Annotated in this window: 16 protein-coding genes; 10 read left to right on the plus strand and 6 right to left on the minus strand. The window is 61.5% G+C overall.

Going from position 1 to position 14396, the window contains the following annotated elements:
* Window positions 1-3 precede the first annotated feature (3 nt).
* Window positions 4-1188 (minus strand): NAD(P)H-quinone oxidoreductase subunit H, encoded by a 1185-nt coding sequence (locus DXY10_RS03340; protein ID WP_115016192.1) that lies wholly within the window; start codon window positions 1186-1188, stop codon window positions 4-6.
* Window positions 1189-1232: 44 nt separating this feature from the next.
* Here DXY10_RS03340 and rsmH point away from each other — a divergent pair, with 44 nt between their 5' ends.
* Window positions 1233-2159: a 16S rRNA (cytosine(1402)-N(4))-methyltransferase RsmH gene (gene rsmH, locus DXY10_RS03345; protein WP_115016194.1), complete on the plus strand. Its 927-nt coding sequence runs from the start codon at window positions 1233-1235 to the stop codon at window positions 2157-2159.
* Here rsmH and DXY10_RS03350 read toward each other — a convergent pair.
* Both DXY10_RS03350 and DXY10_RS03355 read right to left on the minus strand, forming a co-directional pair.
* Window positions 2152-2898 carry a hypothetical protein gene (locus DXY10_RS03350; protein WP_115016196.1) on the minus strand — a complete coding sequence of 249 codons (747 nt, stop codon included), beginning with the start codon at window positions 2896-2898 and terminating at the stop codon, window positions 2152-2154. The two genes, rsmH and DXY10_RS03350, sit on opposite strands and share 8 nt — an antisense overlap.
* Window positions 2899-2956: 58 nt before the next feature.
* Complete coding sequence (locus DXY10_RS03355) at window positions 2957-4141, minus strand: cysteine desulfurase family protein (RefSeq protein ID WP_115016197.1); 1185 nt, start codon at window positions 4139-4141, stop codon at window positions 2957-2959.
* Between the two features lie 3 nt (window positions 4142-4144).
* Here DXY10_RS03355 and DXY10_RS03360 point away from each other — a divergent pair, with 3 nt between their 5' ends.
* Genes DXY10_RS03360 through DXY10_RS03390 form a run of 7 tightly spaced genes read left to right on the plus strand, consistent with a single transcriptional unit; the run spans window position 4145 to window position 10080 of the window.
* The gene (locus DXY10_RS03360; RefSeq protein WP_115016199.1) at window positions 4145-4678 is read left to right on the plus strand and encodes a hypothetical protein; all 534 of its coding nucleotides are present in this window, start codon (window positions 4145-4147) and stop codon (window positions 4676-4678) included.
* A gap of 41 nt (window positions 4679-4719) precedes the next feature.
* A complete protein-coding gene (locus tag DXY10_RS03365; protein ID WP_244281912.1) occupies window positions 4720-5469 on the plus strand; it encodes a response regulator transcription factor in 750 nt (249 codons plus the stop codon).
* A complete protein-coding gene (locus tag DXY10_RS03370; protein WP_115016201.1) occupies window positions 5469-6470 on the plus strand; it encodes an RluA family pseudouridine synthase in 1002 nt (333 codons plus the stop codon). The genes DXY10_RS03365 and DXY10_RS03370 overlap by 1 nt, the downstream gene beginning before the upstream one ends.
* Before the next feature lie 8 nt (window positions 6471-6478).
* Window positions 6479-7735, plus strand: a complete 1257-nt coding sequence (locus DXY10_RS03375; protein ID WP_170955683.1) for a hypothetical protein — start codon at window positions 6479-6481, stop codon at window positions 7733-7735.
* Window positions 7736-7773: 38 nt separating this feature from the next.
* Window positions 7774-8409 (plus strand): hypothetical protein, encoded by a 636-nt coding sequence (locus DXY10_RS03380; protein WP_115016204.1) that lies wholly within the window; start codon window positions 7774-7776, stop codon window positions 8407-8409.
* A gap of 4 nt (window positions 8410-8413) precedes the next feature.
* Complete coding sequence (locus tag DXY10_RS03385; protein WP_115016206.1) at window positions 8414-9589, plus strand: DUF2157 domain-containing protein; 1176 nt, start codon at window positions 8414-8416, stop codon at window positions 9587-9589.
* A complete protein-coding gene (locus DXY10_RS03390; RefSeq protein WP_115016244.1) occupies window positions 9586-10080 on the plus strand; it encodes a hypothetical protein in 495 nt (164 codons plus the stop codon). Before DXY10_RS03385 ends, DXY10_RS03390 begins: the two co-directional genes overlap by 4 nt.
* Window positions 10081-10108: 28 nt before the next feature.
* On the opposite strand, the gene bchM is transcribed toward DXY10_RS03390, so the two are convergent.
* A complete protein-coding gene (gene bchM, locus DXY10_RS03395) occupies window positions 10109-10822 on the minus strand; it encodes a magnesium protoporphyrin IX methyltransferase (protein WP_115016246.1) in 714 nt (237 codons plus the stop codon).
* 30 nt (window positions 10823-10852) lie between these two features.
* Window positions 10853-12034 (minus strand): N-acetylglucosamine-6-phosphate deacetylase, encoded by a 1182-nt coding sequence (locus tag DXY10_RS03400; RefSeq protein WP_115016248.1) that lies wholly within the window; start codon window positions 12032-12034, stop codon window positions 10853-10855.
* Window positions 12035-12129: 95 nt separating this feature from the next.
* Here DXY10_RS03400 and purE point away from each other — a divergent pair, with 95 nt between their 5' ends.
* Both purE and DXY10_RS03410 read left to right on the plus strand, forming a co-directional pair.
* Window positions 12130-12660, plus strand: coding sequence for a 5-(carboxyamino)imidazole ribonucleotide mutase (purE, locus tag DXY10_RS03405; protein WP_244281913.1), 531 nt, complete (start codon window positions 12130-12132; stop codon window positions 12658-12660).
* A gap of 55 nt (window positions 12661-12715) precedes the next feature.
* Complete coding sequence (locus DXY10_RS03410; RefSeq protein WP_115016250.1) at window positions 12716-13768, plus strand: AI-2E family transporter; 1053 nt, start codon at window positions 12716-12718, stop codon at window positions 13766-13768.
* Here DXY10_RS03410 and cysC read toward each other — a convergent pair.
* The gene (gene cysC, locus DXY10_RS03415; RefSeq protein ID WP_115016336.1) at window positions 13749-14396 is read right to left on the minus strand and encodes an adenylyl-sulfate kinase; all 648 of its coding nucleotides are present in this window, start codon (window positions 14394-14396) and stop codon (window positions 13749-13751) included. The two genes, DXY10_RS03410 and cysC, sit on opposite strands and share 20 nt — an antisense overlap.

Genomic DNA, 14396 nt, shown 5'->3' on the forward strand with positions numbered 1-14396 from the left:
CTCTCAACGATCCACGGATCCCATGATCACGTCGATCGAGCCCAGGATCGCCATGATGTCGGCCACTTTGTGGCCTTTGAGGATGTGGGGAAGGATCTGCAGGTTGTTGCTATCAGCAGCGCGGATCTTGAAGCGCCAGGGGGTTACATCGTTGTTGCCCTGGATGAAGACTCCGATTTCGCCCTTGCCAGACTCCAATCGTGTGTAGAGCTCGCCATTGGGAATCTTGAAGGTTGGAGCAACTTTCTTGGCCACATACTGGTAATCGAATCCAGCGAATTCGCTCTTTTTGCCTTCGGCCATTCGTTTGGCTTCCAGGTTTTCTGTGGGGCCTCCAGGAATCATCTCGCAGGCCTGCCGCAGGATGCGCAGAGACTGGCGCATTTCCTCGATCCGAACGCGGTAGCGGGCGAAACAATCACCTTCTTTCTCTGAGACGACCTTCCAGTCGAAGTCGTCGTAGCACTCGTAGTGATCAACTTTGCGAAGGTCCCAGGGCACGCCTGATGCACGCAGCATGGGCCCGGACAGGCTCCAGTTGATGGCTTCATCGCGGCTAATCACTCCCAAACCTTCGATGCGGCGTCGAAAGATCGGATTGTTTGTAATCAGCTTTTCGTATTCATCGATCTTCGGGCCAAACCAGTCGCAGAAATCGCGGCACTTTTCCAGCCAGCCAAAAGGTAGATCTGCGGCAACACCCCCAATTCGGAAATAATTGTTGTTAATCAGGCGCTGGCCTGTCGCTGCTTCCCAGAGGTCGTAAATCATCTCCCGCTCGCGGAAGATGTAGAAGAACGGGGTCTGAGCGCCCACGTCTGCCAAAAAGGGGCCAAGCCAGAGAAGGTGGTTGGCGATGCGGTTCAGCTCAAGCATCAGCACCCGGATGTAGCTGGCCCGTTTCGGTACCGGAATGTCTGCCAGGCGTTCCGGGGCATTGACCACGATCGCTTCGTAGAACATGCCTGCCGCATAGTCCATGCGGCTCACATAGGGCACAAACATCACGTTCGTGCGGTTTTCGGCGATCTTCTCCATGCCGCGGTGGAGATAGCCGATCACTGGCTCGCAATCCACCACGTCTTCACCGTCGAGGGTCACCACCAGCCTCAATACCCCGTGCATGGAGGGGTGATGGGGGCCGAAGTTGACCACCATCGGCTCCGTGCGCGTTTCCAGCTGCGTCATGGGGCCGTGGCAATGCGAACGCATCGAGATATTAGGAAGGACCCATGCCCGATCAGTCACAGCTCCCTGGAGAGGGGTTCGTTCACGTGCCGGTGTTGGCGGCTCCGCTGCTCCAGGCATTAGCCGCCAGTGCCGATGCTCCCTGGCAGCACGGCCTGTTGATCGACGCCACCCTGGGGGGTGCTGGCCACAGTTCTCTGCTGCTGGATCGTTACCCGGGGTTGCAACTGATCGGCCTCGATCAGGACGCCACAGCCCGGGCTGCTGCCTCGGAACGCCTGCAGCCCTATGGGGAGCGGGCGACCGTGGTAGCGACCAATTTCGCTGATTTCCGGCCTGACCAACCTGTGGATCTGGTGTTGGCGGATCTGGGGGTGAGTAGTCCGCAGTTGGATGTGGCGGCCAGGGGCTTCAGCTTCCGACTCGATGGCCCGCTCGACATGCGCATGAATCCGGAGGCAAACGGGGAAACCGCGGCTGACTTAATCCAGCGACTCGAGGAAGCCGCGTTGGCGGATCTGATCTACGCCTATGGGGAGGAGCGTTTGTCACGCCGGATCGCTCGTCGGATCAAGAACGATTTGTCTAACCATGGTGCGTATGCAGGCACCGCAGCTCTGGCTTACGCGGTGGCGGGTTGCTATCCACCGAAGGCTCGTCGAGGGCGGATTCATCCGGCGACACGTACCTTTCAGGCCCTGCGCATTGCCGTGAACGATGAGCTTGGCGTGCTGGATCGTTTGCTTCAGCTGGCTCCCGATTGGCTTCAGCCCAGTGGAGTGCTGGCGATCATCAGCTTCCATTCGTTGGAGGACCGTCGGGTGAAAACCGCTTTTTTGCAGGACGAACGCCTTGAGCGGATCACGCGTAAGCCATTGACTGCGGATGAGCAGGAACAGGAGACGAATCCCCGTAGCCGCAGCGCCAAACTGCGGCTGGCCCGTCGTCGGCCCCCCACGCAGATCAGCTGAGGAATCCCGTGCTGTCCTCACTGCCAAAGATCTGTCGGTAGGCGGCTGTGGAGATGAAAATCACCACAGGGAATGCCGCCAGTAGGCCGACGCAACAGAGTCCCAGCCCGACGAGCAGGATGAAGGCCTCAATGATGACAAGAAGCACCACCGACCACCAGGAAGGATCCACGCCGGAACGTCCGCTTTGGATCGTGTCGAAGGGGTTGCCATCCTGGATTAGGGCGATCCAGGGCAGAAACTTCTGGTTCACCGCCAGATAGATGAACACGACGGCGGCTGTAATGGCGGGGATGAAGACCAGGGCCTGATTGAGCTGGGCTACTTGGCCACTGATCAAAAGGCTGATCCAGACGATGATGCCGAGAATGAGCGCCAGCACGAGCTGGTTAATGAACAGTCGACCGGCGGCTCCTCCGTCCAAGCGGATTAACTCCGAGAAATTGGGCTTCTCGCCATCAAGGGCTTTCCATGCACCTCGGATCAGCCCGGTCACACCCCAGAGGCTAATAATCGTGCTGCCCAGCCAAGACACGACTAAACCAATGATTTGAACCGTGGTGGAAGTGCTGCCGGAGAAGGCCACGACCACGTTGGCAATGGCCTGGAAGAGTGCCGAAAGGACCCAAAAAAGAAGGACAAACAACACGAAGGGCCAGGGTGACTTCGTGAAGGCGTTCCAGCCGTCTTCGACGGCTTTCATCACCTGCAGCCTGGAGCTGCCGCTGGAATCGGTCATGACCCTGGTGTTGAGCAAAAGGACTCTCGCTGGAACGTAGCGATTTGAACGGTTGTTTTCAGTGGCCCTGTCGCAAACCCTTCACCACGTCACTGATGGTTTGGATCGCGCGGTTGATCTCCTCCTCCTGGGTCATCCTGCCCAGGCTCAGTCGGAGAGAGGCCTGGGCTTCCTCCCGGCTGAGGCCAAGAGCTTGTAGTACATGGGAGGGGTGGCCGGCGCTGCAGGCGGATCCGCTACTGCAGTGCAGCCTGCCCCGAAGGGATTGCTGCAGGCGATTGCCGTTGATTCCCGTCACTTGAATGTTGAGGTTGTGGGGCAGTCGCGGCTCGATTGCACCGTTGAGCCGTACGCCTGGGACCTGTTCCTGAAGGCCGTGCCAAAGCTGGTTGCGCAGTTCCCCCATCCGGATGCTCCGCGCATTGAGATCCTCAAGGGCGAGCTCTGCCGCGCGGGCCAGGCCCACGATCAGGGGCACGGGTAACGTTCCCGGCCGCAAACCCCGCTCCTGTCCGCCTCCAAACTGCAGGGGCTGGAGTTTGATCCCTTCTCCGATCACAAGGGCACCGATGCCCTTCGGGCCGTAAAGCTTGTGGCCGCTGATGCTGGCGAGATCCACGCCAAGGCGCTTGGGGTGGAAAGGCAGATGTCCGAAGGCCTGGGCGGCGTCGCTGTGCAGCCTGGCGCCCTGTGCATGACAGAGGCCTACCAGCTGCTCCAGGGGTTGAATGACGCCGATCTCATTGTTGGCAGCCATCACACTCACCAGCATCGTGTCGGGCTGTAGGGCTGCTTCCATTTGGCCGGGGGTGACCAAGCCGTCTGCTTCTGGTTTTAGGAGTGTGAGGCGGAACCCTTCCCTCTGCAGCTGCTTCAGGGGATCAAGAACAGCGTGGTGTTCGGTGCAGACGCTGATCAGGTGGCCCGGGCGGCCCGCTTGCTCTGCCATCGCCCGGGCATGGCCCAGGAGGGCCAGATTGTTGGCCTCCGTGGCACCGCTGGTAAAGATCAACTGCTCTGGATCCACGTCCAGGCAGGCAGCGAGGCGGTCTCGGGCATCACTGACCGCCGCTGCTGCCGTTAGACCCAGCCGATGCTGACGGCTCGAGGGGTTACCCCATTGGATCTGCCACCAGGGCTCCATCGCCTCAACCACCTCAGGAGCGCAAGGTGTCGTGGCCTGAAAGTCCAGTGCCACAGGCTGCTCGTCCCTGGCGTTGCGTTTGGGAGGGCTTGGCAGCATGGTGTGACCTCAGCTCCCGATGCGATGCGCGCCGTTCAACGAACGCTCAGTCTGATCCTTCTGGTTGGTTGTGGCTGGATTGGCCAATCCGCTGGCGCGATCGAACGGGATGAATTGCTCGAAAAGATGAAACGGATGCGTCCGCAGGAGATGACGATCCTGGAGACCAGAACGATCGACGGTGGAACCTTCACCCTGGGGATCTTTTCGGTTTCCTCTGACGCGACTGATCCAGACCTCCGTCGCTACAAGCTTTGGCAGGAATTCCCCAATGATCTCGTGGTGCCGACAGAGTCGGTCAACTGCAGCACTGAGAGCCCGTTGCGGGTCACCCGTGATGCTGAGGCCATTTATGTGCGTCGCCTCAATCCTGGTGGATTGGTCACCACAGCCAACCGAGAGGACCATCTGGTGTGGTGGGCGGCCTGCCAGCCCGAACAGGCTGGAATCGATCCATCCACCCTCACAGACACAGCACGGGGGCTTGGCTATTCCACTGTTCTTGCCGAATCGATCGAGACACTGCGTCTCCCCTAAGAGACAACACCCCTAGATTCCGTTGAGAACCTGTCAGGGCCATGACCTCCACTCCTCCAGGGGATGCAGATTCCCAGTCGATTGAAGCGTCCTCTCGTCCGACCCCAAGGCTTCTGTTGGTGGATGATGAGCCCGGACTTCGCACAGCGGTGCAGGCCTATCTCGAGGACGAGGGCTTTCAGGTGACCACTGCGGTGGACGGCCTGGACGGCTGGGAGAAGGCACAGCAGCTGATGCCGGATCTGGTGATCAGCGACGTGATGATGCCTCGCTGTGACGGCTACGGTTTGCTCGAGAAGATGCGTGGCGACGAGCGCCTCGGGGGTACCCCTGTGATCTTCCTAACCGCTAAGGGCATGACCGCCGACCGCACCCAGGGTTATGTGGCTGGAGTGGATGACTACATCCCGAAGCCGTTCGATCCGGATGAATTGGTGGCCCGTGTGCGCAATGTGGTGAGCCGACAGGACCGCTTGCTGACAGAGGCCGCTCGCTTTGCCGATGCCGACGTCGGACAAATGGCCCGGCAGATCAACGAGATCCGCTCGATGCTCTCAGGTTCAGCTGAGGCCGCCGCTGCCGCTGATACGCCACAGCTCAGTTTCACCCCCCGAGAAGCGAGCGTTCTTCAGCTCGTGGCGGAGGGGCTCATGAACAAAGAAATCGCCCGCCAACTGGAAACCTCGATTCGCAACGTTGAGAAGTACGTGAGCCGCCTGTTCATTAAGACCGGCACTTCCAGTCGCACTGAACTGGTGCGCTTTGCCCTGCAGAACCGTTTGGTGGATTGATGGCGGTGCCGTCGGGATGGCGACCGGCTGCGTTCAATCAAGGATGGACCTATCGCGACAAGGTTGTGGCTGATGAGGCCGGGCATCGTGTCAGTGACGTGCTCGCATCCCGGCATCGCCATTCGCCGGCATCGGTTTGGTCTCAGAGATTGGAGGCCGGGCAGTTGACCTGCAATGGCGAGCCATTACTCGTTGATGCCGCCATGGCCACGGGCGACCAAATTCACTGGCAGCGTCCGCCTTGGCTGGAGGCAGCGGTGCCTGATCAGTGGGAGACGATTCACGATGACGGTGATCTGCTGGTGATCAATAAGCCGTCGGGTCTGCCTGTGATGCCAGGTGGTGGATTTCTTGAGCACACCTTGACGGCGCTGATGGAGCAGCGCAGCCAGGAGGCTGGCGAGTCGCGGCCCCCCAGGCCTGTGCATCGCCTTGGTCGGTTCACATCAGGTCTGCAGGTGTGTGCACGGCGCGCCGGCACCCGGGCTTCACTCTCCCGTCACTTCCGCCCCGATGCCGGTTCCTGCAAGCTCTATCTGACCTGGAGCCGTCGATTGGAAGATCTCGACTTGGGCATGACTCTTGATGTCAAGACCGACGTGATCGAACGGCCCCATCCCCTGCTCGGTTGGGTTTGGGGTCCGGAGTTGCCTGATGAGCAGCCGGTGCGACGGCGGCTGAAGGCGCATTCCCACCTCACCCTGCTCGATCGCCGGGAGCAGGGGGATTTCCTCCAGGTGGCGATCACCACGGGCCGTCCTCATCAGATTCGTATCCATCTCGCCCAGCTGGGCAGTCCTCTGTTGGGTGATTCTCTCTATCTGGAGGGTCTAAAGATCAACCCCGCTGTGACGCCTGGAGAGGGCGGTTATCGCTTGCATGCCTGGCGTCTGGAAGGGCTCCCGATTGAGGGTGATGGAGGCCTTTGTTTGGAGGCACCGCTACCCGCGGACTTCATGATTGGTGGCAGTCTGGATGGCCTTGGCAGGAGGGACGGTTGATGGCCGAGGTGGGAGCAACGCCCACTGACCAAAGGCTGCTCGAACGGATTGGAGATCGCAGTATTGCTCTCACCAGCGCTGAGGCCGCTGTCGATGTTGGACTGCCATTGGCTGTGGTGGAGCCTCGTCTGCTGGCTCTAGCAGTCGCGAGTGGTGCCCAGCTGCGGGTCAGTGGGGCTGGGGAGGTGAGCTATGTATTCCCAGCCCATCTGCGTCGATTGCTTCACTCTCGTTCCTGGCGCCTGCGAGCGCGGGCGGGACTGCGGCGGTTGTGGGCTTTTGTGTTCCGATTGGTCCGCTGCGCCTTCGGTGTGGTGCTGGTGCTGTTGGTGCTCGTGGTCAGTGTGTTGGTGCTGGCGCTTGGGCTGGTGATGCTGGCCCGTTTGGATGATGACGCCGGCGATGTGCTCGGTGCGGTCATCGGTGGCAGCCTGGAGCTGCTGGTCCGTCTGGCAGTGGCGGTGTGCAGCGATCAGCTCTGGTATGGCTCCCCCGGCAGCTACCCCAGGGCCGAAGGTCAGACCGCGCCAAAGCGAGTCGCATTCCTGGAGTCGGTGTATTCCATTCTGTTCGGCGACGGGGATCCGAACAGCGGCTTGGAGCAGCGGCGCTGGAAGCGGATCGGGGCAGTGCTGCAGCGGCGCGGTGGCGTGGTGATCGCGGAGGATCTGGCCCCTCTGCTGGATCTTCCGGCACCCCCGTCCGACTGTCAGCTCGGCTCCGACTGGGCCGATCAGGCCATGCTGCCCGTGTTGCTGCACTTTGATGGTCGGCCGGAGGTGTCGGAGCAGGGGCAGCTCATCTATCACTTCCATGCGTTGCAGGGCAGCACATCTGCAGACACACCCTTCCCGGCCCAGCCGTTGCGGGAACGCCGCATTCGCTTCAGTCGGGCCAGCCAGGATCAGCGGCTCGGCTATGCCGCTCTGACCGGAACCCTGCTGCTCCTTTCGCTGGTGCTGCTGCAGTGGAGCCTGCCTGTTTCGACCATCCTGGTGGTCATTGCTGAGTTGGGTCTCAGTTATGCGCTGCTGCTGCTCGGGGTGCCGCTGTTACGAGCGCTTGTGTTGCGGCGGAGCAATGCGGTGATCCAGGCTCGCAACCGTCTGCGTCAGCGCTGGGCGGCATGGGCGCAGACCCACGTCGGCTCTCTGGATGTCAAACGCCAGCTGGCTGCTCAACGGCGTCGCGCCCATTCCAATGTGGATGCAGCGCCCGTTTACACCACAGAACAGGATCTGATCACTCAGGAGATCGATACTTGAGATTTTCGGTCAAGCCTGATCCAGCCTTGATGCTTTGAATGCTGTCTTTGCCAGCATTGGCAAGAGCGACTGAATCTCTCTTGCGTCTGTCTTTTGCTGGTTCCGTTGCACTCTTGCTGACGGCTACTGCCGGATGCGGTTTGGTGCAGAGCCCGAAGAAACAGGGTCAACCGCCCACGACCCGGCTGCTGCGCTTGGCCTTGTGCGCTCCGAAGAGTGGAGTGTTTTTGGATCACAACGCTGATGTGATGGTGAGTGTGGGCGATCGTCTTTCCTATGTCGTGCCCGTGGCCGAGGTTGAGGCTGAGGACACACACAACTGCGCTCAACCGATCGGCACTTTGTATGGCGGTGAAGAGATCGTGGAGCGGCGAACCTCCAAGGACGGAGCGCACAGCTACCTGACCGATATGCAGGGCACAGTGATGCTCCCTGAGGGCAACTTGCGCCTGATGGCGATGGGCGCACTCCAATTCACACCTCAGGAGCGATCCTCGATCGTTCGAGGCGAACAGGCGTTCAGCTTGAGGGCGTTGTTCCCGGAGCCGCATGCGGCGTCGGTTCAGGGACAGGGAGGGGACTTCGCTGGCTTGATCGGCACCGCCAAGCTTGAGCCGGGGCGTCCGCCCTTGCTGTTGATCAGTCTGTTCCCCCAGGTGACCTTGAACCGTTGATCCCTTGGAGCCTTTGCCTGCTTCCGTCCCGGCCTGGGACCTTCACCTTCAACGTTGGCGAAACGCAGGTCTGATTGATGAGGCTGCGGCGGCATCGATCGTGGCCTGGGAACAGGAGCGCCTGGAAGGACAACCCGCGAGGGCTCAGCCTGCGCTGACCTGGCCAGTGCGGCTGTTGGTGCTGGTGGGCTCGCTGCTGCTTGCGGCTGGTGTGCTGTTGTTTGTTGCTGCCCATTGGGATCAGCTCTCACCGCTCAGCCGGTTTGGATTGCTCTGGTTGTGCACCGTGGCGATGCATCTCGGTGGCCACTGGTTTGCCCAGCGTCTGCCTGTGATGTCGAAGGGGCTGCATGCAGTTGGAACGATCAGCCTGGGGGGTGGGGTGTTCCTTTGCGCGCAGAGTTTCAACCTCGAGCTCAATTGGTCGCTTCGTTGGGGACTGCTGCTCTGGTCACTCGCGGCGGCGGCAGGCTGGTGGCTGCTGCGTCAGGGGCCACAGCTGGTGCTGCTGAGTTTGCTGCTGCCCGGCTGGCTGGGGGCGCTGCTGGCCATGGAGCTGGAGCGGTTCGATCCGGAGTTCAGTTCCTGGGCCGGGCTTCCCTGGGTCGTGAGCAGTGTGTTGTTGGCCCTCACCTATTTCACGGCGCCGATGCGCCCTGTCGCTGGCCCTGCCCAGCGCGTGTTGCTCTGGGTCGGGGGCCTCTTGTTGCCACCCGGGTTGATTGTGTTGGCGCTGGCGGCGTCCTCAAAGCCACCAATGCCGCTGCCGTCGACCTGGCCCATGCTGCTGGCCTGGGGGCTCCTGCTGGGGCTGCCCATGCTGCTGGCCTGGCTGTTGCGCCGCCATCGGGCCTGGCCGTTGGCCCTGGCATTGGTCTGGATTCTGGTGGACCTGCAGGTGCAAGGTCAGGAGCTCACAGTGCTCAGCTTTCTGTGGTGGGGGCTTGGTGCCATCGGTCTGATGGCTTGGGGGACGGCGGAGGCCCGTGCTGAACGAATCAATTTCGGCACCGCCCTGTTTGCCATCACCTTGATGGGCTTCTACATCGCTGAAGTGATGGGGCGCTTGGAGCGCTCGTTGAGCCTGCTCGGTTTGGGTTTGCTGTTTCTGGCTGGGGGCTGGGGCTTGAACCGTTTGCGTCGCTCGCTTTTGCCTGTTCAGAAGGAGACCCTGCAATGACGATGCGGCGTTCTGGTGTGTCTCTGGCGCTGTTTCAAGCCGGACTGTTGCTGCTGGTTGGCTTGACCTTCTGGATGGAGCGCCTCATCTCACCGCGGCTCTGGGCGCTGGCGCAACCGGTGGATCCCAACCTCCCCATTCGCGGGCGTTACGTCAGCCTGCGTTTGCTCGTGCCGTTGTCGGGCGCCGAGACGTCTGAATCAACGACCAAGTCCGTGATTCTGCAGGCGCAAGGTGACCGGCTGGTGGCCCAAAACGATGGAGACGGTGAGCGCTATGCCGGTCAGTTGATCCGTCGGGACGGCCAAGCCCTGGTGGAGTTGACCGAGCCCCTGGCGCTGTTCATCCCTCCCGACGTCAAAGATCCGTCGCGCCGTTCGCCAACGGATCCACTTTGGGTTGAGGTGACGTTGCCGCGGAGCGGGGCGCCGCGGCCGATTCAGCTCGGTGTTCTGAGGGAAGGACGCTTGCGCCCCCTGAGCCTGCGTTAAGCCAATCAGCCATTGGGCGGCTTCAACCTCAGGCCTTGCGGAACTCGATCAGACGCGAGAAGTAGAAGGGGGCCTGATTCAGGCTGCGGCGCACCAGCTTGAAGCCACAGGCTTCAGCGGCTTTGACGATGCCGGCTTCCTTGAGGGTGTAGGCCCTGGTGGTTTTGCTGGGGCCGGGGAAGAGTTGGCCAATTCCCTTGAGCAGCGCCAGCAGCGGGGTGTAAGGGGCAAAGCTCACGATCAGGCGCTCTTCGGTGAGGCTGCAGAGGTGCTTCACCATCTCCTCGGCCGCGGGCTGGGGGTAATGGATGAAGACATCTAGACAGCAGACGGTGTGAAAAGAGCCGCGGATGCTTTCCAGGTCGGAAGCGCTGAAGTTGAGCTTGGCCATGTTGAGTCCGGCTTCGCGGGCGCGGCGATCGGCCTCCTTTGCCATCGCTTCCGAGATGTCGCTGGCTTGGATTGAGCCAGCGCCCATCGCCGCTAGAGGCAGGCTCAGGCTGCCCACACCGCAGCCGGCATCGCAGAAGCTCACGTTGGTGAGTTCGTTGCTGGTTTTGATCCAGCCGAGGACTTCATCCACGGTTTTCTGATGGCCGATGCGGATGTTGCGCTGCACCTTGTTCACATCGTCGCTTTCGCTGTAGATGCGGTTCCAGCGATCGAAGCCAGTGGTTTCGAAGTAGCCCTTCACCTCCTGCTTTTCGACCTGCTTGGTGTTCAGCAGCTGCTCGGGAGCCATGGGCGGTGGAGGGGGCGGATCGCGGGGATCCTAAGCAGCGTGCCTCCAGCTGAGCTGATGACAGCTGCTCTCCCAGTGCCAGCGCAGCAACTCGTGGAGGCTTCTGCCGACCAGAAGGGCCTCGGGCAGGGACTCGGGCATCGATGTGGCGCTCGGTTCCAGCACCTCTCGTGGTGCCAACGTGGCGGCCCAGATCGACGCTTCAGGCCTGTTTCCCCACGAGGCCAGACGAATGGCGCCGTCCAGCAATGGCAGGGTGACCCCTGCCAGGGTGCCGTCCTCCAGTCGGCAGGTTCCGTTGTCCACCAGAAGCACCCGTTCGTCCCAGCGATGGCGACCATCTGCCAGGCCGTAGGGCGCTAAGGCGTCACTGACTAAGACCAGCTGATCCCCCGCTAGTTGCTGGAGCAGTACCGCCATGGTGGGATGGACATGGACGCCATCGGCGATCAGCCCCATGGCAATGTCGCCCTGGCGACAGGCTTCAGCGATAGGACCGGGGCCCCTGTGATGCATCCCGGGCATGGCATTGAAGCTATGCGTCAGCATCGTCACGCCATGGTCGAAGCCAGTGAGTGCTTGTTCGGCTGTGGCGCTGCTGTGCCCCAGTGCGACGCAGATGTTGAGATCCCGCAACCGGGTGATCACAGCTGCTGCCCCCTCCAGCTCCGGGGCGAGAGTCATCAAGGCGATCTCCGCTTCGAAGCCTCCAATGCGTGCGTCCAGTGCTTCAAGGCTTGGGGCACAGAGATGCTCTCTGGGGTGGGCGCCCCGTCGTGCTTCTGCAAGGAAGGGACCCTCGAGATGGGCCCCGAGCAGATGACAGCGTTGGGGTCGCTTTTTCGTCCTGGCAGCCTGCAGGACTGCTAAGGATCGGCGTAGAGGTTCCACCGCGCAGGTGACGAGCGTGGGGCTGATCGCTTCCACTCCGTCTTGCCAGAGCTGATCCAGCAGCTTCAGGAGGCGGGGGAGATCAGCTTCCTGGAGCTCAGGGAAGGCCAGGCCAAGACCGCCGTTGATCTGCAGGTCCACGCCCATGGGGCTGAGCCAGTCGCCCTGCCAGTCTTCGCCGGCCATCGCCGCACTCGGCTGCATCGGCGTCAGAGCGTGAATGCGTTGGCGTTGATCCACCTCGATTGACCAGAAGTCCGGCGCTGCAGGATCTGTAGCGTCAGGACGTCGGGGCAGGCGGACGTTGGTGATCCGTCGCATGGCAGGTGACCGGAACGTGTCCGTGCGGGACGATGACAGTCTCGCCAGTTCGCACTCGCCCTGTCAGAGCCTTGACCTCATTCCCCTCACAAGCGATGTCTGATCAGCCCCAGGTTGCGGTGATCATGGGCAGTGATTCCGATTTGCCCAGCCTGCATCCGGCGGTGAAGGCTCTCGAAGACTTGGATGTTTCGGTGGAGGTGCGGGTGCTTTCGGCCCACCGCACCCCGCTGGAGATGGTTGCTTTTGCTCAGCAGGCCAGGGATCGAGGTGTGCGGGTGATCGTGGCTGGAGCGGGTGGGGCTGCCCATTTGCCGGGAATGGTGGCCTCGCTGACCACTCTTCCTGTGATTGGTGTGCCGGTCCAGAGCCGGGCTCTTTCGGGCGTTGATTCCCTCCATTCGATTGTGCAGATGCCCGGTGGCATCCCTGTGGCCACGGTGGCGATTGGCGGTGGTCTGAATGCTGGCCTGCTGGCGGCGCAGATCCTCGCGATTGCCGATCCTGCCCTCACGACTCGGTTGCAGACCTATCGCCAGAGTCTCCATGACACGGTTGTGGAGAAGGATGCCCGTTTGTTGGAGCTTGGGGCGAGTGTTTATCTCGAGAGCATGAGCGATCGCTGACGCCCAGCCACGCACTTGAGCGTCTGCGCACAATGAAACCAATTCGCCCGTTGCCATGGCCTGGCCCTTCTGGCTGCGCTGGGCTTTGGCCCTGCCGCTGGTCACGCTCAATCTGTACGTGTGCCGGCAGCTCCTGCTTCCCCTGGCCCCTTTCCCCGCACTCTTTTTGACTGCGGCACTGATCGCCTTTCTGCTCGACATTCCAACTCGTTGGCTGATGCGCAGCGGACTGCCCCGTTGGCTGGCGATCCTGTTGGTGACTGTGCTCACTGCGACGGGGCTGGTGCTCGCTGCCGTCACGCTTGTGCCTTTGTTGCTTGATCAGCTGGCCCAGCTGATCAATACCCTGCCCAGCTGGCTTGCGGCAGCAGAAGACTGGATTAACCGTGTGCAGGACTGGTCTCTGCAGCGGGGACTCCCCAGTGATTTCGGTGATTTCAGCAGTGATCTGCTCACCCGCCTCAGTCGTGTTGCCAGTCAGTTCAGCCAGCGCCTGCTCGCCATCCTTGGAGCGACGCTTGGCACCACGATCAACACGGTGATTGTGCTCGTCTTGGCAGTGTTCTTCCTGCTGAGCGGAGATTCGATGACCGCCGGTCTGGCCCGTTGGCTGCCGCAGTCGTGGCGGGAGCTCGTGGTCACCACCATCACGGCGACATTCCGCGGCTATTTCGCTGGACAGGTGGTATTGGCGCTGATCCTCAGCCTCGGTCAGATCGTGGTGTTCACCGTCTTGGGGATTCCTTATGGGGTGCTGTTCGCCGTGCTGATTGGTTTCACCACGTTGATTCCTTATGCCAGCGCCCTGATGATCGTGGCGGTTAGTGCCTTGCTGGCGATTCAGGATCCCCGCACTGGTTTAGAGATCCTTGCTGCCGCGATCGCTGTTGGCCAGATCGTCGATCAGGTGATTCAGCCTCATCTGATGGGCAATTTGCTTGGGCTGCAACCGGCCTGGCTCCTGATTGTCCTGCCCCTGGGGGCAAGGGCAGGCGATCTGTTTGGCTTTGGCTCCTTGCTCGGGTTGCTGCTGGCTGTTCCCGTCGCCAGTTGCACCAAAACGTTTGTGGATGCCTGGCAGTCCGAGGTCAGGCCTGGGCCGGAATAATGCCCTGGTCGATCAGGGCACCGACCACCTGATTGACGCAGGCATCCAGATCGCTGGCACCGGTGTCGACTGACAGCTCCGGGTGTTCCGGTGCTTCGTAGGGGCTTGAAATGCCTGTGAACTCCTTGATCTCCCCGGCCCGTGCCTTGGCGTAAAGCCCCTTGGTGTCACGTTGTTCGCAAACGCTTAGGTCCGCTGAGCAGAAGATCTCGATGAAATCGCCGTTCTCCACCAATGCCCGGGCCTTGTCGCGGTCGGCGCGGAAAGGGGACACGAAGGCGGTGAGAACAATCACGCCGGCGTCGAGAAACAGCTTGGCCACCTCGCCGATGCGGCGGATGTTCTCCTCGCGATCCGCGTCGGAGAAGCCCAGATCCTTGCAGAGGCCATGGCGCACATTGTCGCCATCGAGCACATATGTGGCGAGCCCGCGCTCGAATAGAGCCTGGTTTACGGCATTGGCGAGGGTGCTCTTGCCGGCACCGCTGAGGCCGGTGAACCAGAGGATGGTGCTGCGGTGCCCCCTCTGTTCGGCTCTGGCTGCCCGATCCACCGAGGCGTGGTGCCAGGCGATGTTGGTGGAGGCTCCCTGGTTCGTGAGATTGCCGTAGGTGGGCGTTGCGGGCAT

It is taken from the genome of Synechococcus sp. UW140, from assembly GCF_900474295.1.
Lineage (GTDB): Bacteria > Cyanobacteriota > Cyanobacteriia > PCC-6307 > Cyanobiaceae > Synechococcus_C.